The sequence below is a fragment of the Acinetobacter sp. AS23 genome (assembly GCF_023612055.1).
In the GTDB taxonomy this organism is placed as follows: domain Bacteria; phylum Pseudomonadota; class Gammaproteobacteria; order Pseudomonadales; family Moraxellaceae; genus Acinetobacter; species Acinetobacter oleivorans.
Genome location: NZ_CP082274.1, coordinates 431769 through 453014 on the forward strand (window position 1 = coordinate 431769; position 21246 = coordinate 453014).

Sequence of the window (21246 nt, forward strand, 5' to 3'; positions counted from 1 at the left end):
GTAAAAAAGCACCTATATTTAGGTGCTTTTTTATGCTTTGGACTAGCATTTTATTACAAAGCTTAAATCCATTTTTTCCAGCGGAAATAAATAATAGGGCCAATAAAGAAACCGATAATAATCAGTAAAACGATGATGAAACTAGTCGTACCATGTGCAAAAGGCAATACATCTGTGTTCATCCCATAGATGCTGGCAATAAGCATTGGAGGAGCTAACATACTTGGTAAGATCGAGAATCGACGGATCGTGTCATTCTGTTCGGTGTTAATGAATCCAGACGTTGTATCAAGCAAGAATCGTACTTTTTGGAATAAGAAAGCATCATGTTCTACGAGTGAGCGGACATCTTCACTCAATTCTCGAATATCAGCATCGTAAATATGACTGCCTAATGCTCGAGGACGTGATAAAAAAGTAAGTACACGTCGTAAATCAATTAAACAGAGCTGAGCTTTTCCTAACATGTCTTCTTGTTGAGCTAGGCGCGTAATCATGTCATCTAGATCTAGAATTTGTTCACGTTGGTGATTGTTAAGAACCTCTGTCGAGTATTTTTCTAAATCTTTGTGGATATCTTCTAAGATATCCGCAAGCTCATCGAGTTTTGCTTCAAGAAGACCTAATAAAATCCACGTTGGATCTTTATAGTCCATGTCGTAGTCATTTCGGCGAGCACGCGCACGAAAGGCACGAAACGCAACTAATTTTTCTCCCCGCATCGTAAAGAGACGGTCTTTATGTAAAATAAATGCGACCGTTTGTACCATCGCTAAAATGTGTGATGAATCTTCTGCATCACCATCCACTTGATAGTTTTTATTTTTCGTTAAAAAATAAGTACTGATATGCAAAATACCATCATCATCACGGTAGAATCGTGCTGAGGATGAAATATCTTCAAGCGATTTTAGTGTGGGTAAATTTTGGTCATAGGCATCTAGTACCCATTGTTGCTCTTCTTGCGAGGGTGCAATAAGATCAAGCCAGACTAATTCGGGATGTAGATCAAATCCACCATTAATGGTGGCATCTTCCAGACTTCCGCGTTCTGTGGCATAAAAGGCTTCAAGCATGTGTCTTTTTTCCTCACGCAGTCTGATGGAAATGGATGGGTGTATTTTAGACAAGGATTTGCCGAAAAACACTTGCCAATACGCTATTTTGCAAAAAAAAACTCTATCGATAGTTTAGTTTGTCAGCATGACAGTTCAATAAAACGGTTTTTTACACTATGAATTCAATTTGTATTTTCTGTGGTTCATCTCTTGGTTCAAACCCAATTTTTCAACAAATTGCCAAAATTACAGGTGAGGCTATTGCAAAACAAGGTAAGACCTTGGTTTATGGCGGTGGTCGCTCTGGCTTAATGGGTGTTGTCGCTGATAGTGCTTTGCAGGCAGGTGGACAAGTCATTGGCGTGATTCCTCGTGCTTTGGTCGATCGTGAGTTAGCTCATCCGGGCTTAACCAAATTATATGTGGTCGAAAATATGCATGAGCGCAAAACCAAAATGGCGGATCTCTCCGATGGTTTTATTGCTTTACCTGGTGGTGCGGGTACATTGGAAGAAATCTTTGAACAATGGACGTGGGCGCAATTAGGTATTCATCAAAAGCCATGTGCTTTCTTAAATGTAGCTGGCTTTTATGAAGATTTACTTAAAATGATTCAAGGGACGGTAGATAATGGATTTAGCCAAGCACGGTTCGTTGATAAATTGATCGCATCAGACAAAATTGAAGATATTCTTCAACAATTTGAGCAATATCAGGCTCCTGCTCCAAAATGGACAAATGCAGATGTTCAACCATAAACGAGGTTAAATAAGTGAAAACAATTACGGTCGCTGCTGCAGTGATCTTGAATGAGCAAAATCAGTTGTTGCTCGTGAGAAAGCGTAATACCCATGCTTTTATGCAAGTGGGTGGCAAGCTGGAACCCAATGAAGCGCCAGATGTCACAATGCAGCGAGAAATTTTAGAAGAAGTTGGAAGTTCTTGTGTAATTGAACAATTTCTTGGTCGTTTCGAAACAGCAGCTGCCAATGAGCCAGACCATATTCTGGTTAGTCATTTATATCTTGTTCAGCTCGATCAGGCGCCTAAAATCGCAGCCGAAATTGCAGAAATGAAATGGGTTGATTTAAATGATTCAGAAACACACCTTGCACCATTAACCCGTGAAATTGTTATTCCTTGGTGTGAGCAGCATTTATCTACAGTTTAATCATTTTAACTGGTCAGAGTTGCCGCTAGACAAGCGGCATAGATAGATGTGCAGCCTAATTGTTTAAGTGCTTGACTGAGCGCATGAATAGAGCTTCCAGTGGTTATTACATCATCAATAATAAGAACACGGCGATAACGCCGTTTTTCTTGAGAAAGCGCAATAAACTGTTGTTCAATGTTCTCAAAGCGTTCAAGTCGAGAAAGCCCTTTTTGCGAATGTTCAGCAAGACGTTGTACTGGCTGCCAAACAGGTATTTTTAATTGTTTGCTTAAGATGTTTGCAAGTAACAATGACTGATTAAAACCACGTTCGATTAAACGTTGATTGGAAATAGGCATAGGAACAATAGCCTGTACCTTGGGAAATTTGAGTTGTTGTAAAATTTCACCTAACAAAATTTCATAATGTAATTTCTGTTCATATTTAAACTGCTGAATGATCCGGCTAACTGGATAAGCATACTCACAGGCCACAAGAACTGATTGATCATTGCGTTGAATTGTTTGTTTAAGCCAAGGTAACTGCTTCCAACAGTCCTTACATAGCGAATATTTTTCACGTACATCTGACTCACATAACAAGCAAGGTGAGAGTAATTGAATAAGATGCTGTGGGTTTAAGAAACTAAACATACGCGTAGCGAGGTGCTTCAGGAAGCCAACGTTTTAATAATGCATCTGCTTGTTCTGGATAATCTTTTAAGACTTGCTGAGCTACATAATGAGCTTGACTGAGTAAGTGATCATCTCGCTCTAAACGAGCAACTCTAAACCCCATATCCCCAGTTTGTTTGGTACCTAGTAATTCACCCGGTCCGCGTAACTCAAGATCTTTTTCTGCGATCACAAAGCCATCATTGCTTTCTCTTAAAATAGAAAGTCTCTCTTGCCCATTTTGAGAAAGAGGCGTTTTATATAAAAGTACACAAAAGCTGGCTTGAGCACCTCGACCTACACGACCGCGTAACTGATGTAACTGAGAAAGTCCTAAACGTTCAGCATTTTCAATGACCATAATAGAAGAATTAGGAACATCTACCCCAACTTCAATGACCGTGGTTGCGATAAGAAGCTGTAGCTCATTATTTTTGAACGCTTGCATGACCGACTGTTTTTCGTCAGCTTTCATTTTGCCATGCACTAAGCCAATATTAAGCTCAGGAAAGCGTTCCTTCATTTCTTGATAGGTGGCTTCAGCTGCTTGAGCATCTAAAGTTTCAGACTGCTCAACCAGTGTACATACCCAATATGCCTGTTTCCCATCTCTACAATTAGAAGCAATTCGTTGAAGTACTTCTTCGCGACGATCAAGTGGAATCGTAACGGTTTGAATTGGAGTACGGCCTGGTGGTAATTCATCAATAATTGATGTGTCTAAGTCGCCATACGCACTCATTGCCAATGTTCTTGGAATAGGAGTGGCTGTCATGACGAGTTGATGTGGGGTGAACTGCTCAGCACCTTTATTACGTAAAGCTAAACGTTGGTCTACACCAAAACGATGTTGTTCATCAATAATCACTAGCCCTAATTTGGCAAACCCAACATTGTCTTGAAATAAGGCATGTGTACCAACAATAAGTTCCGCGTGGCCTTCTTTAATCTGTTGTTCTGCTTGGGCACGGGCTTTACCTTTTTGTTTGCCAGATAGCCAAGCAACTGTAATACCTAATGGTTCAAACCAACGTTTAAAATTCAAATAGTGCTGTTCTGCAAGAATCTCAGTCGGGGCCATTAATGCAACTTGCCAATCCGCTTCTAAAGCATGACAAGCCGCTACAGCAGCAACTAAAGTCTTTCCAGCCCCAACGTCACCTTGTACTAGGCGCAACATAGGTTGGTGTTGTTTTAAATCATTTAGAATTTCTTTAGATACACGTTTTTGTGCATTGGTCATTTGAAAAGGTAAAGCTTCTAAAAGCTTTTTAGCTAATATTTTACTGCTTGAAAAAGCTGGAGATGCAATTTGACGAATATAAGCACGGCGATTAAGTAAACTAATTTGGTGTGCAACTAGCTCTTCAAAAATAAGTCGTTGTTGGGCTGGGTGTGAACCTTGGGCCAACTGGAGCATATTGGCATCAACAGGAGGCTCATGAATGTAATACAAAGCCTCTTTAAGCGCATAGCCATTAGTATATTTTTTGGGGAGCAGCTCTGGTAAGGCATCACTATGATGCTTTAAAGCTTGTTTTACATATTCACGCAGTTTAGGCTGAGTTAGCCCATCCGTACTTGGGTAAATTGCTGTAAGCTGAGTTTTTGGTAGAGGTGTATGTTCATGAATAAGCTGAATTTCAGGATGATACATCTCAAGCCCGCGGGCACCGACGCGAACTTCACCAAAAATACGTAAGCGATGACCCGGTTTTATTTTGTCAGTCAGATTTTTATAAATATGATAAAAGCGTAAGGTGACTTTACCGAATTCATCTTGAACCAAGGCCGCCATAGATTTTCTTTTTCCCGGAGGAAAATCAATTGATCTGACTTCACCTTCAAGTAAATAGCTACGTCCAACCACAAGTTGATTCATTGCAATAATCGTACTGCGGTCTTCATAATCACGTGGCAGATGAAACAGTAAATCATCTGTGGTAAAAATATTTAGTTTTTCGAGTAGGGCTGCTGAAGCCGATCCAACGCCTTGTAACTGATGGACTGAAGTCATGTCCCCTCAACGAGTTTTCTATGCATATATTATTTATCGGTTATGGTAAAACATCTCAGCGTGTTGCTAAACAACTATTTGAGAAAGAACATCAAATTACCACAATCAGTCGTAGTGTAAAAACGGATAGTTACGCAACACATCTTGTTCAAGATATCTTTAAACTTGATTTAAGTAAAATTGAACCAGTGGATGTCGTATATATTTTACTTTCTCCAAACGAGAGTACGGTTGAGGGGTATCAGCATACTTATGTAGATAGTATTGAACCGATTCGAGATGCATTAAAAATACATCCAGTAAAAAAAATAATCGTCGTGTCATCTACGCGGGTATATGGCGAAAATAGAGGGGAGGTCATTGATGATTTTAGTGAAATTCAGCCAAATGATGCACAAGGCCATGTATTGCGTAATATGGAACTCCTTTGGCAAAAACATTATCCAGCACAATGTGTAATTATTCGCCCAACTGGTATTTACGGAACTTCCATAGCCCGTTTGAAGAAAATGGCTGAAAATAGTCAAAGTTATCCAAATATACATTATAGCAATCGAATACATATTGGTGATTTAGCAAAGTTTTTGGCTTTTATGGCGGACTATGAAAATCATCAAGCCAGCTATATTGTGACTAATAATCAACCATTGCCTTTGCATGAAGTTATCGTGTGGTTCCAAAAACAATTGGGTTTACCAGAGTTAACGTTAGAATCAAACCAAATCTCAGGTAAACGAATTTATGCGAAACATTTGCCTGAAACGGGTTTTCGATTAGAGCATCCAATTTGCTTTAATGACTATTTATTATGTTTAAATGTTCATAGCACTAAACAAAATTTTGATTAAACTTTAAATAAGAACAGAAATACCTGATGAGGCAGTCAAATTGCCGATAAAGATAAAAAGTTTGAAAGTGAAAAGAATTTGTTTAGCTCTTATTTTGAGCGTAACAGCTGTTGCGAGTTGGGCCGAGGATCAGGTGTGGTGTGCATATGATCCGATTGGTTCCCAAGGGGATATTACACGTCGTTTAAATGACATTCGGTTATATGCTCAGCAATACCAAGTCAAATTTAAAGTGGTGACCTATCAAAAAGAACAACAGGCCATACAAGCTTTTGATGATGGTAAATGTTCAGGTTTAGCGGCATCTAATTTTAATACTTATCGCTATAACCAGTTTATGGGAAGTACCGCAGGGATTGGGCTTATTCCTAATAATCGTACTGCTAAAAGCTTATTACAGCTTTTGAATCATCCAACAGTCGAAAAAAGATTAATTTCTAAGGATTATGAGGCAGTAGGAATGATTCCTGTTGGCACGGCCTATATGGTCCTAAAAAATAAAAAAATCTCTAGAGTTGCTCAATTAAGAAATCAACGTATTGGTGTGTTACCAAATAATCCACCACAACAAGCATTGGTACGAAGTGTAGGTGCTCAGCCAGTTTACGTTGATTTATCTAATGCGATTGTGCAGTTTAAGCAAGATAAAATCGATATTGTTCCAGCTCCCATATATGGACTATTACCATATAACTTACAAAAGGAGTTTGGACCAGATGTTCAAGTCATTAACTTTCCTTTAGCATATTTTGGCGTTAATTTAATTATTAAGCCGCAAGCTTATCCTGCTAATTTTGGTCGAAAAATACGAGGATGGTTTGTTCAAAATAGCCAATTGCTGACTAACCGTGCAACTCAGTGGGAAAATCATTTACCTGCCTATTACTGGGTAGACGTTTCTTTTTATGAAAGGCAGAGCTACGACGTGATGGTTGCCAAAATACGTAATCAGTACGTGCTTTCAGGTTATTACGATGCTTATTTTGTTCAACTTATGAAGCGTTTACGTTGTATGGATGATCCACGCTATTTTGAATGCCCAATTCGCTAATAAAATAAAAGGCAACCGAAGTTGCCTTTTATTTTGACTCAAAATTTTAAGATTTTTTACGTTTTAAACGTCGTTTTGCTTGTTGAGATGCCATCGCTTCAAGCGCATCTTTTAATTCTTCGTCAGTAAAGGTCGTGATGTGCTGCAACATTTGTAAGGTTACTTCATCAAGAACCAACTGTGCGCCAGCAGCCATTTGACGGAAATTGTCATCAAACTCGATTTGGCCTTGGTCGTTTGTACGAATGTAATTTTGCTGTGTAAGAACTTTTAAGAAGCTTTGGAATAAAGCTTTGTCGAAGAACTCTGGCGAATTAAATTCATATAGAACTGACAAACGTTGTCCGAGTAAATGACTTAATTCTTCAACCTGTTTAGCAGAAATATTACCCGAACCACGTTGAGTAATGAGCGCAAGCGTCATGTAGTAACGCTCAAGACTTTGCTTAACAGGCGTAGCTAAAACAACAAGCTGATTATGCTCTTCAGTGTTTGGTGCAGAGCTAATTAAATTACCTTCATCATCTTGCTGAATAAGGTTTGATTGAACCAATGCATTTGCATATTGCTCAATTTGTTCTTTAAGTTCGCTACTCTTCCATTTAAGGAATAACTCTGCTTTCAAGAATGGATACAGGGTGTAGATAACATTGGTTAAATCTGAACGACTGATTTTTCCATTATGTTCAACAAGTGATGCTACCAATGAAGGTAAAACAAAGGCGTGCAAAATGTTATTACGGAAATAGGTTAGAAGAACAGCTTGGTTATCTTCAATCGCAATAATATCGCCTAGTGCATGCTGAACTCGTTTAATGAGTTTAAGCTTTAAACCATACGCAATGATTTCTTTACCAGAAAGCGGCGTTACTTCCATACGTTGGTCATATGGGAAGTTCGATGCTAGATTGCGGTAAGCTTCAAGCTGCTTAATACAAATTTCTTCATCAAGCGTATGCTTTGGAGTTGCAAGCAGAATAATAGAAAGTAAAGAAACAGGGTTAATCACCACAGCTCGATTAATATTTTCTAAAATTGCATGTGCAGAGCTATTTACGGCATCTGAAACTGCTTGAGGAATTGGGTCGTCATTTTTCTCGATAAAAACGTTTTCTGCATTATGTTGTTTAAGCAGATTATCAAGGAAAACAGGTTCACCAAAGTTCACGTGGACTTTGCCGAAAATACGTTCAATTTTTCGTAAGGTTTTCACAATACCAAAAATTGATTCAGCTTCTTTCGGTTTACCTTGCATTTCGCCTACGTAGGTCGAGCCTTCCATTAGGCGTTCATAACCAATGTAGGTGGGTACAAATACAATTGGCTTTGTACGGCCACGTAAATGACTATGAACCGTCATAGCAAGCATGCCAGTCTTAGGTGGTAATAAGCGTCCTGTACGCGAACGTCCACCTTCAATAAAGTACTCAAGTGGCGTGTTACGTGACAGAATACTATATAAATATTCTTTAAATACTGTTGTATAAAGGCCATTACCACGGAAAGAGCGACGAATAAAGAAGGCGCCACCACCACGTAAAAGCTGACCTACGAAAGGCAAGTTTAGGTTATCACCCGCAGCAATATACGGAACCATAAGACCACGTCTATAAATCACATAAGACAATAATAAGTAGTCAATATGGCTGCGGTGGCAAGGTGTATAAACCACTTCATAATCTTTTGCCAGTTCACGAACGGTACTGAAGTTATGCACATCTACGCCGTCATAAAGCTGGGTCCATAAGCGCGTTAAAGCAAGATCGGCAAAGCGCACTGCTGAATGTGAATAATCCGATACGATTTCATTGACATAACCAATCGCACGACGCTCAGCTTCGAGCATACTCACTTTCCCGCGAATACTTTCACGGCGGATTGCTTCTTGAACATCACGAGATTTCACAACCGACTGCATGACATTACGTCGATCCGATAAGTCGGGGCCTAACACCACTTCACGCTGACGATCTAAGTAATCATTTAACGTACTTACAATATAAGTGGCTGGTGAAAGGTTCGGATAATGCTGTTGAGCATATTCAACCAATTCACGTAGCGATTGTGGTTCATGAAACTCTAAGTAAGATTGACGACCATGTAAGCCAATGTTGACCAATTGCTTAACAGTGCTTGGTGTAGCCCATGTATCTGAAAATAAAAGCTTAAACCAAGAGTCTTCTTTATCTGGAGAACGACCCCATAAAACGGTAACTGGAACAAGCTCTATATCAAGTTCAGGATTTTCTTGTAAGACTTCAATCAGTTTTAGTAAGCGTGGTGGAAAAGCATGAGGAGGAGGATTCAGTAAATTATTTTCATCATTGTGCTGTAAAAATAAAACTGATGCTTTTTCCTGATGAGTGCCAACAACTAATGGGTCTAACGCAGGTTTTAAATTTAAACGACGCGTTTCTCCATCAACCACCAAAGCATTGCTTCGAGAGTGGTTTTGCAAGACATAGCACACCACTTTTTGGCGGTCAGTCTTTGCTTCTGCTTCTGTTGTTTCTGATACTGGTTCAGTAGGAACTTCCCCAAGAACATGTGGTGTTACCACGAGGTCAAGTAGTTTACTCGAAAGCCGACGATACATTTGACCAAACCCACTCTTGGACATAAGAACTCCTACTTCTTAAAGACAAATCCCAGCACCAAATGCGGAGGGTAATTATTTTGAGGCATTTATTAAAAAAAACAATATGCTACTTTCTTATAAATTATAATGCTTTTGGCATATTTTATCGTTAAAAATCGTATTTTTAGCTGTTATATGAGCAATGTTCATCAGAAGTTGACTGATTGTTCCATGTTCAAATAGTTTTTTATGGCACAATAGATTCTACACATCTGTCCTTTAATACGATTTTTTACCTGAAATATGAAGGTATCTCTCATGAATGCGTTAACCCAAGAACTAGTCGAGCTTCTCACTTTAGAAAAGCTAGAAGAAAATATTTACCGTGGCATGAGCCGTAATCTTGTCGGTAAACGTGTCTTTGGTGGACAGGTTTTGGGTCAGGCTTTACGTGCAGCATCTTATACAACGGATCGCCCAGCACATTCTTTACATGCTTACTTTTTATATGGTGGCGATATTAATGCTCCAATTATCTATGAAGTAGACCGTTTACGGGATGGAAAAAGCTTTGTAAGTCGTCAAGTTCGTGCGATTCAGCATGGGCGAGTTATATTTTCAGCAATGGTGTCTTTTGCCAATCCAGAAGAAGGTTTGAACTATCAACATCAAGAACCTGAGTACCCAGCACCAGAAACGCTTAAATCTGAAAATGAGCTAAAACAAGGTATTCTAAACTTTGTACCTGAAAATGTTCGTGCTAGTTTCATGCGTGAGCGTCATGTAGAAATTCGCCCAATTGATCCGGTAAACCCGTTTCAGCCACAACCTGAAGCGCCGTATAATGCGCACTATATTCGTACCCATGATCGTATTCCAAAACAATTAGATGATATTGCCTTGCATCAAGCAATTGTTGCCTTTTATTCAGACTTTACCTTAATGACAACGGCTTTAAGACCGCATGGCTTAAGTTATATTTCTCCAAGTTTGCAATGTGCAAGTATTGATCATGCAATTTATTTCCACCGTCCACTTCGTGCTGATGAGTGGATGCTTTATGACATGGAAGCCACAGTGAGTGCGGCTTCAAGAGGTCTTAATTTTGGTCGTATGTGGCAAAATGGCCAACTTGTATGCAGTACCGTACAAGAGGGTTTAATTCGTTTGCGGGAAATTGAAACTCAATAGATCTATTGAAGAGCCATCTAACCAGATGGCTTTTTTATTTTTAATGGGAACGATGTGACAAAAAATTGCTCGAATGAAAAGCAACCTCATGTCATATTGTAAATAGGTATGCCAACTGAAAAAAATAATGCTGATATGAACTTAAATACACAAATTCTGATTGCCGCCATTTTAGGTTTAGCCTTTGGTTTCCTACTCACCATGTATCCAGACACAGCTTTTGTAAAACATAGTTTATATGGGCTTGGAATATTAAGTAGTGTTTTTATCGGGCTTCTTAAAATGCTTTTGGTGCCTTTAATTTTCAGTTCGATTGTTGTAGGGGTATCAAATCTACAAGCGGGTGGACAGTTAGGGCCAGTCTGGAAAATCACATTTTTATGCTGTTTAACTACAACGACTTTAGCCCTAATTTTAGGTATTAGTTGTGCTCATTTATTTGAGGTGGGGCGTGGCATAGATATTTCTATTTTCCAAACATCTATGCAAAATTATCAAGCACCAGATAGTTTAAACCCGGCAAGTTTTTTCACTAATTTTATTCAAAATACTTTAATCAATCCATTTAAAGCATTTAGTGATGGTAACGTTTTAGCCGTTGTGGTCTTTGCTTTATTTGTCGGTGTTGCTTTGGTACAGGGTGGGGAACGTTTCAAAAGTATTCGTGTATTGAGCCACCAGTTCTTTGAAATGATGATGCTGCTTGTTGGCTGGGTCATGAAATTAGCGCCTTTGGGTATTTTTGCTTTATTAGCAAAACTAATGGCAACCGAAGACATTTCAGTATTAAGTCGTTTGGCTGAGTTTGCAGTTGTTGTAACAGGCACAACCATTTTCCATGGTGCTGTTGTTTTACCACTACTGCTTTGGATTTTTGGACGCATGAGCCCTTGGACTTTTTTCAAAGGGACACGTACAGCATTAATTACAGCATTTGCAACGAGTTCTAGCTCTGCCACGATGCCACTTAGCATGAAGTGTGCACAAGAAAACTTAGGCGTGCGCCCTCAAACAGCGGGATTTGTTATCCCACTTGGCACTCAGCTTAATATGGATGGTACTGCTTTATATGAGGCGGCAGCTGCACTCTTCGTAGCAAATTTGGTGGGTCTAGATTTAAACCTGACGCAGCAAATTATCGTGTGTTTAACAGCAATGATCGCATCACTTGGTGCTCCTGGAATTCCGAGTGCTGGTATGGTGACTATGATTATGGTTTTACAATCGGTAGGTTTACCAGCTGAAGCAATTGCCATTTTACTGCCAATTGACCGCTTACTAGATACGGTGAGAACGGTGGTAAATGTACAGGGCGATATGATGATTAGTGTGGTTGTAGATCGTTATACCAAAGATAAAGATATCAGTGTCTAATATCTCGAAATAAAAAAAGCAGGATTTAAAATCCTGCTTTTTTTATTTTTAAGCAGCTTGAAGTTCTGCTCTTTTTGCTGCTGGAGATTGCGATAAATAACTAACCGCATCTTCAGTGCTACCTTCTTTTACTGGATCATACCAAGGCATGAGGTAATCAATTTGTTGAGCAATAAGCCAAAATGGATTTGGTAATACTTGGTTATCTTTACGACTAATCTTAAGCCATTCTATAGCAACCCATACTGGGAAAAATCTCGACTTGGCCGCATCAGTAAAACGAGGATCTTGTTTCATAATATGTGCAGCACCATCTACCCATAAACCAAGTACCAGCACAATCACGGCAAGGCTTAAATAGTAGCGAGGAATATAGCCACCACCAAGATGACGATATAAATCAAAGGCTACCGTACGGTGTTCAATTTCTTCTGAACCATGCCATTTCACTAGATCGACCATTTCAGGGTCAGCGCCTAATTCTTCCCAACGCTTATTATATAGAGCATATTTACCTAACACACAGGTCATATGTTCAACAGTGGCAACAACACCTAAACGGAATAAATCCCATTGGCCTTGTAAGAAATTTGGAACTTCTTTATCAAAAGGCTTATCTGCCAAAGCTGTCGTAAATAAATAGTTCATAATGTCCAAATTTCTCTGGATATCAATATTACGTACGTTTAAATATTCTTTGTTTGCAGAGGTGTGTGCATTGGCATGCATAGCTTCCTGACGGATAAATGCTTGTACATCCTGCTTGAGTTTTTCATCTGTGATTTGCGGTAAAACCTTGTTATACAAACGGCAAAACCAGAACTCACCAGCAGGCAAAATATTATTAATTTCATTAATAAAATAACTTGCGAAAGGCTGATTAGGAATCCAGTCGACAGGGGTATCTTTCCAGTCAAATTTCACTTTACGTGGAAGAATTTTATAATCAATAGAAGAACCTAAAGCCTTGTTCTTCAAAAAAGATAACAATTTCATCATTTAGTCCTGATTTTTAACTCGATGAAGTTATAACGAGTATAAAAAAAGCCCCTACATTTGTGTTTAGCAATAGGGGACAATTGAGTATAAATTTATTGAAAAAATTGTATCTGTTATGACAATTTAGCTTTCAGCATCTTCATCTGTCGCTTCAGGGATTGAATCGACATCAAATTCTGGCTGTTGATCTAGCGTAAAATGCAGACGTCCACCCATGACACTTGCAAGCTCTTCCAAACCTAATTTGTTAAGTGAAGAGAAAAGCTGAATGGAAAAATCAAGCTTCATTTTTTTAAGTTGTTGTTTAACTTCAAGCAATACTTTATTTGCAGGACCACGATTAAGTTTGTCTGCTTTCGTTAAGAGTATATGAACAAATAGATGACGCGAATAAGCCCACTCTAGCATCATCATGTCAAAATGCTGTAGAGGATGGCGAATATCCATAAGTAAGACTAAGCCTTGTAAGCTTTTACGGTGAATTAGATAGTTTTCTAATTCCTTTTGCCATACCTTTTTCATATCTTCAGGTACAGCTGCATAACCGTAACCTGGAAGATCGACTAAACGCTGATCAGGATTACCTAGACTAAAGAAGTTAATCATCTGAGTACGACCAGGCTTTTTAGAAGCACGGGCAAGTTGTTTCTGATTAGTTAATGCATTAATAGCACTAGACTTACCAGCATTTGAGCGTCCTGCAAAAGCAATTTCGTAGCCACTATCTTCAACACAAAGTGCCAATTTAGGTGCACTCATTAGAAACTCAGCTTGGCGTAACCAGTTTAGAGATTGCACAGCATAGGCTGTGATCGCCGGATCTGGTGCTTTTTCATAGCTGATCTTTTGCTTGGGTGCGAGTCTGGCTTTGGTGTCTTTCGATTTTTCACTACGACGCATAAAAAATAACTTTTTAAATGAGAGGGCTCGCGCCTAGTATAAAGGAGCTTGGGTATTCTTGCTAATTTTCAATAAATCAACTTATGAAAATCAATAGAAGTTAGATTTCTAAAAAGGCAATAGGGGAGTTAGCAGGAGCAGATTTTGATTGCTGCAAAACTTCTCCGAGTGTGTATTGGTCTAGGCTTTGATAAAAGCTCTCTAGAGCTTGATCTAAAATACCTTTTAAACCACAGTGACTGCGTAATACACAAGGTGGTGTATTGCACTCAACGATTTGATTATCACCTTGTAATATTCGAACAATTGAACCCAAATTGGAGTTAAGTGCATCTGGATTTAAGCGAATTCCACCGCCTTTTCCACGAATGGTAATAATCCATTCTTGTTTGCCCATAAAGTGAACAACTTTAACCAGATGGTTTTGTGAAACATGCAAATCTTTCGCGATTTCTGCAATCGTGTAGGGTGCATCACTTGGGCGTGCAACATACATTAATATTCGTAATGCATAATCGGTAAATTTATTAAGCTGCATGATCACCAAAAATGGAAGAGAAAAAGGATGATCATCTTAGCCTGAAAGTTTAAATAAGAAAACTTTCAGGCAAGACGTTTTTACATTACAGCGTTAAAGGAGCTGAAACCTGTACTTGATCACCAACTCTATAATGCTCAAGCAAGATGTTCGAAACTGAAAATTCAGTATGGTTTTCTTCAGGCTGAACGTCAAAGTGATATGAGTTATTTTCTTGAGCTTCTGTAAATTTAAAAGCTTTCGGCTGTTCAAGCTGTTGCTCTGGGACTTGTACTTTTACCGAAATAAAAGCATTTGCCGGACTGGTTAGTACGTCCTCATGATCAGTTGCTTTTAAAGTGAAACGTTTGCCAGATTCAAGAGGATCAATTTGTGTAATTTCAAATGGACGCCAGCCAGCCCATCCACCTTTTAAGCTCTCAAGTTGTTCATATTTTTGTTTTTCAACGCCAATCAAGATATCTGCCAATTGTAGATAAGCTTGCTTCCACGCTTCGATAAGTTCTGATTCAAATGGCACGTTAAGTACTTCACTAATTGAATGAAGTAGGTTGTCACCAACAATTGCATATTGATCAGGCTGAATATCCAAGCTCACATGTTTAGTAGTGATACGTTCAACAGCTTTAGCTAGAACAGTAGGGTTCTCAATATTTTCTGCATAAGCAAGAACGGCAGCTGCAAGCGCACGTGGCTGACGTAAGCTAGTTTGGTCATCTAAGTTAAAAACATTTTTTAATTCGGGATTGTTATTAAGCATACGCTTATAAAAGTATGTAGTCAGCGTAACACCGTGTTCACGTAAAACCGGTACAGTAGATTTAACAAGTTCAATTTGTTGTGGAGTCATGGCTAGACCTTATTTATCTGGCTATATAAGATGTATTTAAAATACATCTTTAAAAAAATAATGGCAATAGCTTTTCGAGAAAAACCATAAAAAAATTAGGGGATATAAAATCCCCTTAAATTAACGTTATGTTATTAAATATTTTTTATTTACCAAATAAAGAGCCAAGTAGGCCTCGAACAAGTTTTTGACCTGTACTTCCTCCTAAACTGCGCGCAGCACTTTTTGCAAAAGTTCCAACAATATCTTGGGTGAGTTTGGCTCTTTCACGCGCTGCTCGTTCTTCCTCTTTTAATTGATCACGTGCCAATCTTTCTTGCTCTTTCGCCTGCTGTTTTGCTAGGGTTTCTTGCTCTTTCGCTTGTTGTTTTGCAAGCTCGGCATTTTGTTGCTGCTGTTCGCGTTCAGCCACTTTATTTTGTAGCATTTCATAGGCGCTATCACGATCTACAACCTGCTCATAAACTCCAGCAATAATACTTTGTGAGATTAAAGCTTGACGCTCTTCTGGAGTGATTGGTGTAAATGCAGAGTAAGGAGGCATGACCCAACCACGCTCAACAATTTGTGGAGTACCTTGCTCATCTAGGCAGCTAATGAGTGCCTCACCAACACCAAGTTCAGTAATCGCTTCATCAACTTTAAAGTTTGGATTGGCTCGGAAAGTATCTGCTGCGGTTTTTACCGCTTTCTGATCTTTAGGGGTAAATGCGCGTAGGGCATGTTGAACGCGATTACCAAGTTGACCTAGAACACTTTCAGGTAAATCGAGTGGATTTTGGGTAATGAAATAGATACCTACTCCTTTAGAACGAATTAAACGTACAACTTGTTCAATTTTGTCTTGGAGTGCTTGGCTGGCATTGTCAAATAATAAGTGAGCTTCATCAAAGAAAAACACGAGTTTAGGTTTATCCATATCACCGACTTCCGGAAGCTGTTCAAATAGTTCTGAAAGCATCCATAAAAGGAAAGTGGCATATAGTTTAGGTGTATTCATGAGCTTGTCAGCCGCAAGAATATTAATGTAGCCATGACCATTTGCATCGGTTTGAATAAAATCTAAAATATTTAAAGCAGGTTCACCAAAAAATTGCTCTCCACCTTGGTCGGCAAGGGCGAGTAAATTGCGTTGAATAGCGCCTAGACTTGCTGGAGATAAATTGCCATATTCTGCTTTAAACTCGGCTGCATGTTCACTCACAAAAGTGATCATGGCTTTTAAATCTTTAAAATCGACTAATAGTAGACCTTGGTCATCTGCAATACGGAATACAGCAGATAGCACACCCTCTTGAGTATCATTTAAATTGAGCATACGAGCCAATAAAATTGGCCCAATTTCAGAAATGGTAGTGCGAATAGGGTGGCCTTGTTGGCCAAATAAATCCCAAAAAACAACTGGATTCGCTGCGAAAGGAACGCTATCAATCTGCAAAAGCTTTAGTCGTTCATTAAATTTATCTGAAGCTTCTCCCGCTTTGGCGAGACTCGAAACATCACCTTTAGCATCGGCAAGAAATACCGGTACACCAATTCGAGAAAAACTCTCTGCTAGAACTTTTAACGTAACTGTTTTACCTGTACCCGTGGCGCCCGCAATAAGTCCATGGCGGTTAGCAAACTGGGAAAGTAAAACAATTTCTTTGGATGTGTCATTAATATTTTTAGCAATAACAATCGGTGTACCCATATATTTTTATCCTGTGGTTCGAGTCACTATGATCTTGTCGTTTTACAGTTGTTTCAGTGCATTTTCGATATCTTGTATTAAATCTTGTGGATCTTCTAGTCCTATACAGAAGCGAACCAATAATCCTTGTTGTAAATGTGTATTCTCAAGTTTTCTCATCATTTTTAAATCATAAAGCATAATCAGACTAACGGGTCCTCCCCAGCTAAAACCAAGCTTAAATAACGCTAAGGCATCGCAAAAACGACGTACTGCTGTAATGTCATATTCAGGTTTGAAAATAACACTGACTAGACCAGCACTTTGATTATCTATGCAGATTTCTTGCCAATATTGATGGCCTGGGGCGGCCTCATCACTTGGATGTAGAACTTGTGCAAATTGAGATTGGTGTTTTAGCCATTTAAGTAAAGTTTGAGCATTGGCTGATTGTTGTTCATAACGTAAAGACATATGAGCAAGACTGCGTTGGACTTGAGCTGCATCATCTCCTGAAACTGCAATACCTAAAATGGCATGTGTACGGAACAGGCGGTGATGAAGTTTCTCATCACGAGTTACAATGCTACCCATTAAGATGTCACCACCACCACTCGGATATTTGGTGAGTGCATGCACGGTTAAATCGACTGATAGATGTTCATCAGAAAAATTAAAAGCATTAAACGCAAGCCCAGCTCCCCAAGTGTTATCTAGAGCAGTTAATACACCGTGCTTTTTAGCTTTTTTGACTAGATTCTTAAGATCAGGAAATTCTAGGGTAACTGAGCCTGCTGCCTCTAACCACAACAGTTTGCTTCTTTCGGTTGGTTGAAAGCTTGAGGCGTCAATAGGGTTGTACACTTTGACAATAACGCCATATTGATTTTGCAGATGATTTAAATGCTCAAGGTTTGGTCCATAAATGTTGTCTGGTACCCATACTTCATCATTAGTGCTTAAGAATGCTGAGTTCACAACATTAATTGCTGATAAGCCACTTGGTGCAAGTAAACAATGCAATCCACCTTCAATTTGCGCAATATTGTCGCCTAAGGTGAAGGTGGTGGGGGTGCCGTGTGTCCCATAGCTATAATCGTAATCATCCGTCCAGTGGCGATCAAAAAGGTGCGAAGTTGATTTAAAAATAATAGTAGATGCACGAAATAAGGGTGGTTGTACTGTTTCAATAAATTGTGGAGCCTTTCTTTGTGCATGAATGAGGCGAGTCTGGAAGTCGTTATGCTTTTTCATAGTGCTTTGCATTTCAAATAATAAAGTTAGATTAAGAGAAATTTAGATTCTTCGCTAGATTTACGAAGTTTTATAAGACGTTTCGTTACAGTAGACTCATAAAATAAAAACTTGGCTTTATTTTTGCAAAGACCACTACAACATTCTAACAACAATAGGTTTAAGCGCATGAAGTCGCATTTACGTGTTCACTATTTTCAACATATCGCGGGTGAGGGATTTGGAAGTTGTTATTCATTTTTAAAAGCCCATCACGCGACAATTAGCTCTACAGAGTTTTTTGCACTTCCGGTTGATCGGTCACTTGAAATAGAAGCTTTACCTCGAATTGATGAGGTTGACTTATTATTGGTCATGGGTGGTACCATGAGTGTAAATGATGAGGCAAACTTCCCATGGCTAAAGATAGAAAAAAGATGGTTGCGCCGTTATTTGGCAGCGGGAAAGCCAGCTATTGGTCTTTGTTTAGGGGGGCAGTTAATTGCTAATGCGTTAGGTGCTGCGGTAAGCCGTAATCGCTATCAGGAACTTGGATGGTCAACAGTTCAGAGAGTTGCGAATCTACCTCAAGAAAGCTTCCCATTACCAGAGAAAATAAAGGTGATGCAGTGGCATAGCGAGACATTTGAAATACCTAAAGGTGCTATACATTTGGCTGAAAATCAGGCCTGTCGCAATCAGATGTATCAGATTGGAAAAAATGTACTGGGTTTTCAGTTCCATCCAGAGATGACACCCGCAGCTCTAGCGCTTTTACTTGAAGATGAAGAAGAGCTTTCTATTTTTGATGGAGAATATGTTCAATCTACGCATGAACTATATTCTTCCGAAGCACAAAAATTTGAACAAGGTAATCAACTTCTAAATAAAGCGATTGAATTTGTAATAAGTGCTTAGTTTAGTTCCCAATACACGATTAAAGCAGGTTTTGTGGAGAAAATAGAAAAAGAGAATTGCATAAGACTTAAACAATCGTTATAATGAGCGACCCTCAATAGGAGGGGCATTTACTGCGAAGAAAGTGGTAAATGTGCATTACAGTCGTGGCATCGATCATGACCTTAGTGATTTTCACTGCCTTTGACACTTACCAATGGGTGAGATGCGTCAAAGGTGATTCTTTATATGTTTGGCTTGGAGTTTACTGGTATGTCTAACCAGAGAATTCGTATCCGTTTGAAGTCTTTTGATCATCGTCTGATTGATCAATCTGCTCAAGAGATCGTAGAAACCGCTAAGCGTACTGGCGCACAAGTTTGTGGTCCAATTCCGATGCCTACTCGCATCGAACGCTTCAACGTTCTTACTTCACCGCACGTTAACAAAGATGCGCGTGACCAGTACGAAATCCGCACCTACAAACGTTTGATCGACATCGTTCAACCTACAGATAAAACTGTTGATGCATTGATGAAATTAGATCTTGCGGCTGGTGTTGATGTTCAGATCGCTTTGGGTTAAGGCTTTCGGTTGATTAACTTTTAAGTTAATTAGGCCGCTTTTTTAGAGGTTTATGCACATGGCTATTGGTTTAGTCGGTCGCAAATGTGGTATGACTCGCATCTTTACAGATGCAGGTGTTTCTGTACCTGTTACAGTCATCGAAGTCGATCCAAACCGCATTACGCAAATCAAAACACTTGAAACTGATGGTTATCAAGCTGTTCAAGTAACTACTGGTGAACGTCGCGAATCTCGCGTAACTAACGCTCAGAAAGGTCACTTTGCGAAAGCTGGTGTTGCTGCTGGTCGCTTAGTTAAAGAGTTCCGTGTTACTGAAGCTGAGCTTGAAGGTCGTGAAGTTGGCGGTACTATTGGTGTTGATTTGTTCACAGTTGGTCAAGTAGTTGACGTAACTGGTCAATCAAAAGGTAAAGGTTTCCAAGGTGGTGTTAAACGTTGGAACTTCCGTACCCAAGACGCTACTCACGGTAACTCAGTTTCTCACCGTGTATTAGGTTCTACAGGTCAAAACCAAACTCCTGGTCGCGTGTTCAAAGGCAAAAAAATGGCTGGTCACTTAGGTGATGAACGCGTAACAGTACAAGGTCTTGAAATCGTATCTATTGACGCTGAACGTTCTGTTTTAGTTGTTAAAGGTGCAATTCCTGGTTCAACTGGCGGTGACGTGATTGTACGTCCTACCATCAAGGCCTGAGGGGAAATACCGTGAATTTGAAAACTGTTTCCGGCTCTGCTGTTGAATTGTCTGAAGTTGCTTTCGGACGTGAATTTAACGAAGCTCTTGTACACCAAGTTGTTACTGCTTACTTAGCAGGTGGTCGTCAAGGTACTCGTGCTCAGAAGTCACGTGCAGACGTTTCTGGCGGTGGTAAAAAACCATTCCGTCAAAAAGGTACTGGTCGTGCTCGTGCGGGTTCTACTCGTAGCCCAATCTGGGTTGGTGGTGGTAAAACTTTTGCTGCTCGTCCACAAGATTGGTCTCAAAAAGTAAACCGTAAAATGTATCGCGGTGCAATGCAATGTATCTTAGCTGAACTTGTTCGCCAAGATCGTCTTGTACTAGTTGAAGAGTTTGCTATTGCAGCTCCAAAAACTAAAGAATTGCTTGCAAAGCTTGGCGATTTAAATGCCGCTCGTGCATTGATCGTTACTGAAGCTGTAGATGAGAACTTATATCTTGCAGCACGCAACCTTCCGCATGTAGATGTGGTGGATGCTACTGCAATCGATCCTGTAAGCTTGATCGCGTTTGATAAAGTTGTGATGTCTGTAGCTGCTGCTAAGAAAATTGAGGTAGAACTCGGATGAACAACGAACGTATCTATCAAGTCCTTAAAGGACCAGTCTTCTCAGAAAAGGCACAAGTTTTAGGTGATACTGTTGGCGTTCAAGTATTTAAAGTAGATATTAATGCTACTAAACTTGAAGTTAAAAAAGCAGTTGAAAAACTTTTTGGTGTAGAAGTTGTTAAAGTTAACACTACTATTACTAAAGGTAAAACTAAGCGCTTTGGTAAAACATTAGGACGTCGTTCTGATGTTAAAAAAGCATACGTCACCCTGAAAGCTGGCCAAGATGTTGAAATGGCTGACTTGGGCGATACCGCTGAAAGCGCAGCGGAATAA

General features: G+C 39.4%; 21 protein-coding genes and 1 pseudogene. 11 read left to right on the plus strand and 11 right to left on the minus strand.

Annotated elements, in window-relative coordinates; all coding sequences use genetic code 11:
* Nucleotides 1-62: 62 nt before the first annotated feature.
* The gene (locus K6I41_RS02040; protein ID WP_004789661.1) at nt 63-1076 is read right to left on the minus strand and encodes a CorA family divalent cation transporter; all 1014 of its coding nucleotides are present in this window, start codon (nt 1074-1076) and stop codon (nt 63-65) included.
* Between the two features lie 158 nt (nt 1077-1234).
* Between K6I41_RS02040 and K6I41_RS02045 the strand changes: the two genes are divergently transcribed.
* Nucleotides 1235-1816 (plus strand): LOG family protein, encoded by a 582-nt coding sequence (locus K6I41_RS02045; RefSeq protein ID WP_004789659.1) that lies wholly within the window; start codon nt 1235-1237, stop codon nt 1814-1816.
* Nucleotides 1817-1830: 14 nt separating this feature from the next.
* Nucleotides 1831-2229, plus strand: a complete 399-nt coding sequence (locus K6I41_RS02050) for an NUDIX hydrolase (RefSeq protein WP_016140094.1) — start codon at nt 1831-1833, stop codon at nt 2227-2229.
* Nucleotides 2230-2234: 5 nt separating this feature from the next.
* Here the strand turns inward: K6I41_RS02050 and K6I41_RS02055 are convergent, their stop codons facing one another.
* Both K6I41_RS02055 and recG read right to left on the minus strand, forming a co-directional pair.
* Nucleotides 2235-2864, minus strand: coding sequence for a ComF family protein (locus K6I41_RS02055; RefSeq protein ID WP_199945146.1), 630 nt, complete (start codon nt 2862-2864; stop codon nt 2235-2237).
* Nucleotides 2857-4902, minus strand: coding sequence for an ATP-dependent DNA helicase RecG (gene recG / locus K6I41_RS02060; protein ID WP_004789653.1), 2046 nt, complete (start codon nt 4900-4902; stop codon nt 2857-2859). Before recG ends, K6I41_RS02055 begins: the two co-directional genes overlap by 8 nt.
* A 20-nt stretch (nt 4903-4922) precedes the next feature.
* Between recG and K6I41_RS02065 the strand changes: the two genes are divergently transcribed.
* Together K6I41_RS02065 and K6I41_RS02070 are read left to right on the plus strand one after the other, a co-directional pair.
* A complete protein-coding gene (locus K6I41_RS02065) occupies nt 4923-5750 on the plus strand; it encodes an NAD-dependent epimerase/dehydratase family protein (RefSeq protein WP_250375125.1) in 828 nt (275 codons plus the stop codon).
* A gap of 67 nt (nt 5751-5817) precedes the next feature.
* A complete protein-coding gene (locus K6I41_RS02070; protein WP_151826563.1) occupies nt 5818-6801 on the plus strand; it encodes a putative solute-binding protein in 984 nt (327 codons plus the stop codon).
* A gap of 46 nt (nt 6802-6847) precedes the next feature.
* Here the strand turns inward: K6I41_RS02070 and plsB are convergent, their stop codons facing one another.
* Complete coding sequence (gene plsB / locus K6I41_RS02075; protein ID WP_250375126.1) at nt 6848-9421, minus strand: glycerol-3-phosphate 1-O-acyltransferase PlsB; 2574 nt, start codon at nt 9419-9421, stop codon at nt 6848-6850.
* A 276-nt stretch (nt 9422-9697) separates the two neighbouring features.
* Between plsB and K6I41_RS02080 the strand changes: the two genes are divergently transcribed.
* The gene (locus tag K6I41_RS02080) at nt 9698-10570 is read left to right on the plus strand and encodes an acyl-CoA thioesterase (protein WP_003653674.1); all 873 of its coding nucleotides are present in this window, start codon (nt 9698-9700) and stop codon (nt 10568-10570) included.
* A 108-nt stretch (nt 10571-10678) separates the two neighbouring features.
* Nucleotides 10679-11944: a dicarboxylate/amino acid:cation symporter gene (locus tag K6I41_RS02085; protein WP_005301217.1), complete on the plus strand. Its 1266-nt coding sequence runs from the start codon at nt 10679-10681 to the stop codon at nt 11942-11944.
* Nucleotides 11945-11992: 48 nt separating this feature from the next.
* Here the strand turns inward: K6I41_RS02085 and K6I41_RS02090 are convergent, their stop codons facing one another.
* The 7 genes and pseudogenes from K6I41_RS02090 to K6I41_RS02120 all read right to left on the minus strand — a co-directional run bounded on the left by K6I41_RS02090 (nt 11993) and on the right by K6I41_RS02120 (nt 18157).
* The gene (locus K6I41_RS02090) at nt 11993-12943 is read right to left on the minus strand and encodes a metal-dependent hydrolase (protein WP_151826560.1); all 951 of its coding nucleotides are present in this window, start codon (nt 12941-12943) and stop codon (nt 11993-11995) included.
* A 123-nt stretch (nt 12944-13066) separates the two neighbouring features.
* Nucleotides 13067-13843, minus strand: a complete 777-nt coding sequence (gene yihA, locus K6I41_RS02095; RefSeq protein ID WP_004789642.1) for a ribosome biogenesis GTP-binding protein YihA/YsxC — start codon at nt 13841-13843, stop codon at nt 13067-13069.
* A 100-nt stretch (nt 13844-13943) separates the two neighbouring features.
* Nucleotides 13944-14381, minus strand: a complete 438-nt coding sequence (locus tag K6I41_RS02100; protein ID WP_005301222.1) for an RrF2 family transcriptional regulator — start codon at nt 14379-14381, stop codon at nt 13944-13946.
* 85 nt (nt 14382-14466) lie between these two features.
* Nucleotides 14467-15231 carry a globin domain-containing protein gene (locus K6I41_RS02105; protein WP_013196777.1) on the minus strand — a complete coding sequence of 255 codons (765 nt, stop codon included), beginning with the start codon at nt 15229-15231 and terminating at the stop codon, nt 14467-14469.
* 2 nt (nt 15232-15233) lie between these two features.
* Nucleotides 15234-15346: pseudogene (locus K6I41_RS02110) on the minus strand (hypothetical protein); the annotation flags it as partial.
* Nucleotides 15347-15376: 30 nt separating this feature from the next.
* Nucleotides 15377-16924: a helicase HerA-like domain-containing protein gene (locus K6I41_RS02115; RefSeq protein WP_144732986.1), complete on the minus strand. Its 1548-nt coding sequence runs from the start codon at nt 16922-16924 to the stop codon at nt 15377-15379.
* A 42-nt stretch (nt 16925-16966) separates the two neighbouring features.
* Entirely contained in the window at nt 16967-18157 is a 1191-nt protein-coding gene (locus K6I41_RS02120; protein ID WP_151826558.1) for a PLP-dependent transferase, read from the minus strand.
* A 168-nt stretch (nt 18158-18325) separates the two neighbouring features.
* Here K6I41_RS02120 and K6I41_RS02125 point away from each other — a divergent pair, with 168 nt between their 5' ends.
* The 5 genes from K6I41_RS02125 (at nt 18326) to rplW (ending at nt 21246) form a co-directional block, all read left to right on the plus strand.
* A complete protein-coding gene (locus K6I41_RS02125) occupies nt 18326-19054 on the plus strand; it encodes a type 1 glutamine amidotransferase (protein ID WP_151826557.1) in 729 nt (242 codons plus the stop codon).
* A 252-nt stretch (nt 19055-19306) separates the two neighbouring features.
* Nucleotides 19307-19618, plus strand: coding sequence for a 30S ribosomal protein S10 (rpsJ, locus tag K6I41_RS02130; RefSeq protein ID WP_000070912.1), 312 nt, complete (start codon nt 19307-19309; stop codon nt 19616-19618).
* 58 nt (nt 19619-19676) lie between these two features.
* Nucleotides 19677-20315 (plus strand): 50S ribosomal protein L3, encoded by a 639-nt coding sequence (rplC, locus tag K6I41_RS02135; RefSeq protein WP_004639526.1) that lies wholly within the window; start codon nt 19677-19679, stop codon nt 20313-20315.
* A gap of 11 nt (nt 20316-20326) precedes the next feature.
* Nucleotides 20327-20929, plus strand: a complete 603-nt coding sequence (rplD, locus tag K6I41_RS02140; RefSeq protein WP_003653663.1) for a 50S ribosomal protein L4 — start codon at nt 20327-20329, stop codon at nt 20927-20929.
* Nucleotides 20926-21246, plus strand: coding sequence for a 50S ribosomal protein L23 (gene rplW, locus K6I41_RS02145; protein WP_003653662.1), 321 nt, complete (start codon nt 20926-20928; stop codon nt 21244-21246). Before rplD ends, rplW begins: the two co-directional genes overlap by 4 nt.

Excerpts from the sequence above, each read along its gene's own strand:
- K6I41_RS02040 (WP_004789661.1), bottom strand. The coding sequence starts at position 1,076 with ATGCTTGAAGCCTTTTATGCCACAGAACGCGGAAGTCTGGAAGATGCC.
- K6I41_RS02045 (WP_004789659.1), top strand. The coding sequence starts at position 1,235 with ATGAATTCAATTTGTATTTTCTGTGGTTCATCTCTTGGTTCAAACCCA.
- K6I41_RS02055 (WP_199945146.1), bottom strand. The coding sequence starts at position 2,864 with ATGTTTAGTTTCTTAAACCCACAGCATCTTATTCAATTACTCTCACCT.
- recG (WP_004789653.1), bottom strand. The coding sequence starts at position 4,902 with ATGACTTCAGTCCATCAGTTACAAGGCGTTGGATCGGCTTCAGCAGCC.
- K6I41_RS02065 (WP_250375125.1), top strand. The coding sequence starts at position 4,923 with ATGCATATATTATTTATCGGTTATGGTAAAACATCTCAGCGTGTTGCT.
- plsB (WP_250375126.1), bottom strand. The coding sequence starts at position 9,421 with ATGTCCAAGAGTGGGTTTGGTCAAATGTATCGTCGGCTTTCGAGTAAA.
- K6I41_RS02080 (WP_003653674.1), top strand. The coding sequence starts at position 9,698 with ATGAATGCGTTAACCCAAGAACTAGTCGAGCTTCTCACTTTAGAAAAG.
- K6I41_RS02085 (WP_005301217.1), top strand. The coding sequence starts at position 10,679 with ATGCCAACTGAAAAAAATAATGCTGATATGAACTTAAATACACAAATT.
- K6I41_RS02090 (WP_151826560.1), bottom strand. The coding sequence starts at position 12,943 with ATGATGAAATTGTTATCTTTTTTGAAGAACAAGGCTTTAGGTTCTTCT.
- yihA (WP_004789642.1), bottom strand. The coding sequence starts at position 13,843 with ATGCGTCGTAGTGAAAAATCGAAAGACACCAAAGCCAGACTCGCACCC.
- K6I41_RS02100 (WP_005301222.1), bottom strand. The coding sequence starts at position 14,381 with ATGCAGCTTAATAAATTTACCGATTATGCATTACGAATATTAATGTAT.
- K6I41_RS02105 (WP_013196777.1), bottom strand. The coding sequence starts at position 15,231 with ATGACTCCACAACAAATTGAACTTGTTAAATCTACTGTACCGGTTTTA.
- K6I41_RS02115 (WP_144732986.1), bottom strand. The coding sequence starts at position 16,924 with ATGGGTACACCGATTGTTATTGCTAAAAATATTAATGACACATCCAAA.
- K6I41_RS02120 (WP_151826558.1), bottom strand. The coding sequence starts at position 18,157 with ATGAAAAAGCATAACGACTTCCAGACTCGCCTCATTCATGCACAAAGA.
- K6I41_RS02125 (WP_151826557.1), top strand. The coding sequence starts at position 18,326 with ATGAAGTCGCATTTACGTGTTCACTATTTTCAACATATCGCGGGTGAG.
- rpsJ (WP_000070912.1), top strand. The coding sequence starts at position 19,307 with ATGTCTAACCAGAGAATTCGTATCCGTTTGAAGTCTTTTGATCATCGT.
- rplC (WP_004639526.1), top strand. The coding sequence starts at position 19,677 with ATGGCTATTGGTTTAGTCGGTCGCAAATGTGGTATGACTCGCATCTTT.
- rplW (WP_003653662.1), top strand. The coding sequence starts at position 20,926 with ATGAACAACGAACGTATCTATCAAGTCCTTAAAGGACCAGTCTTCTCA.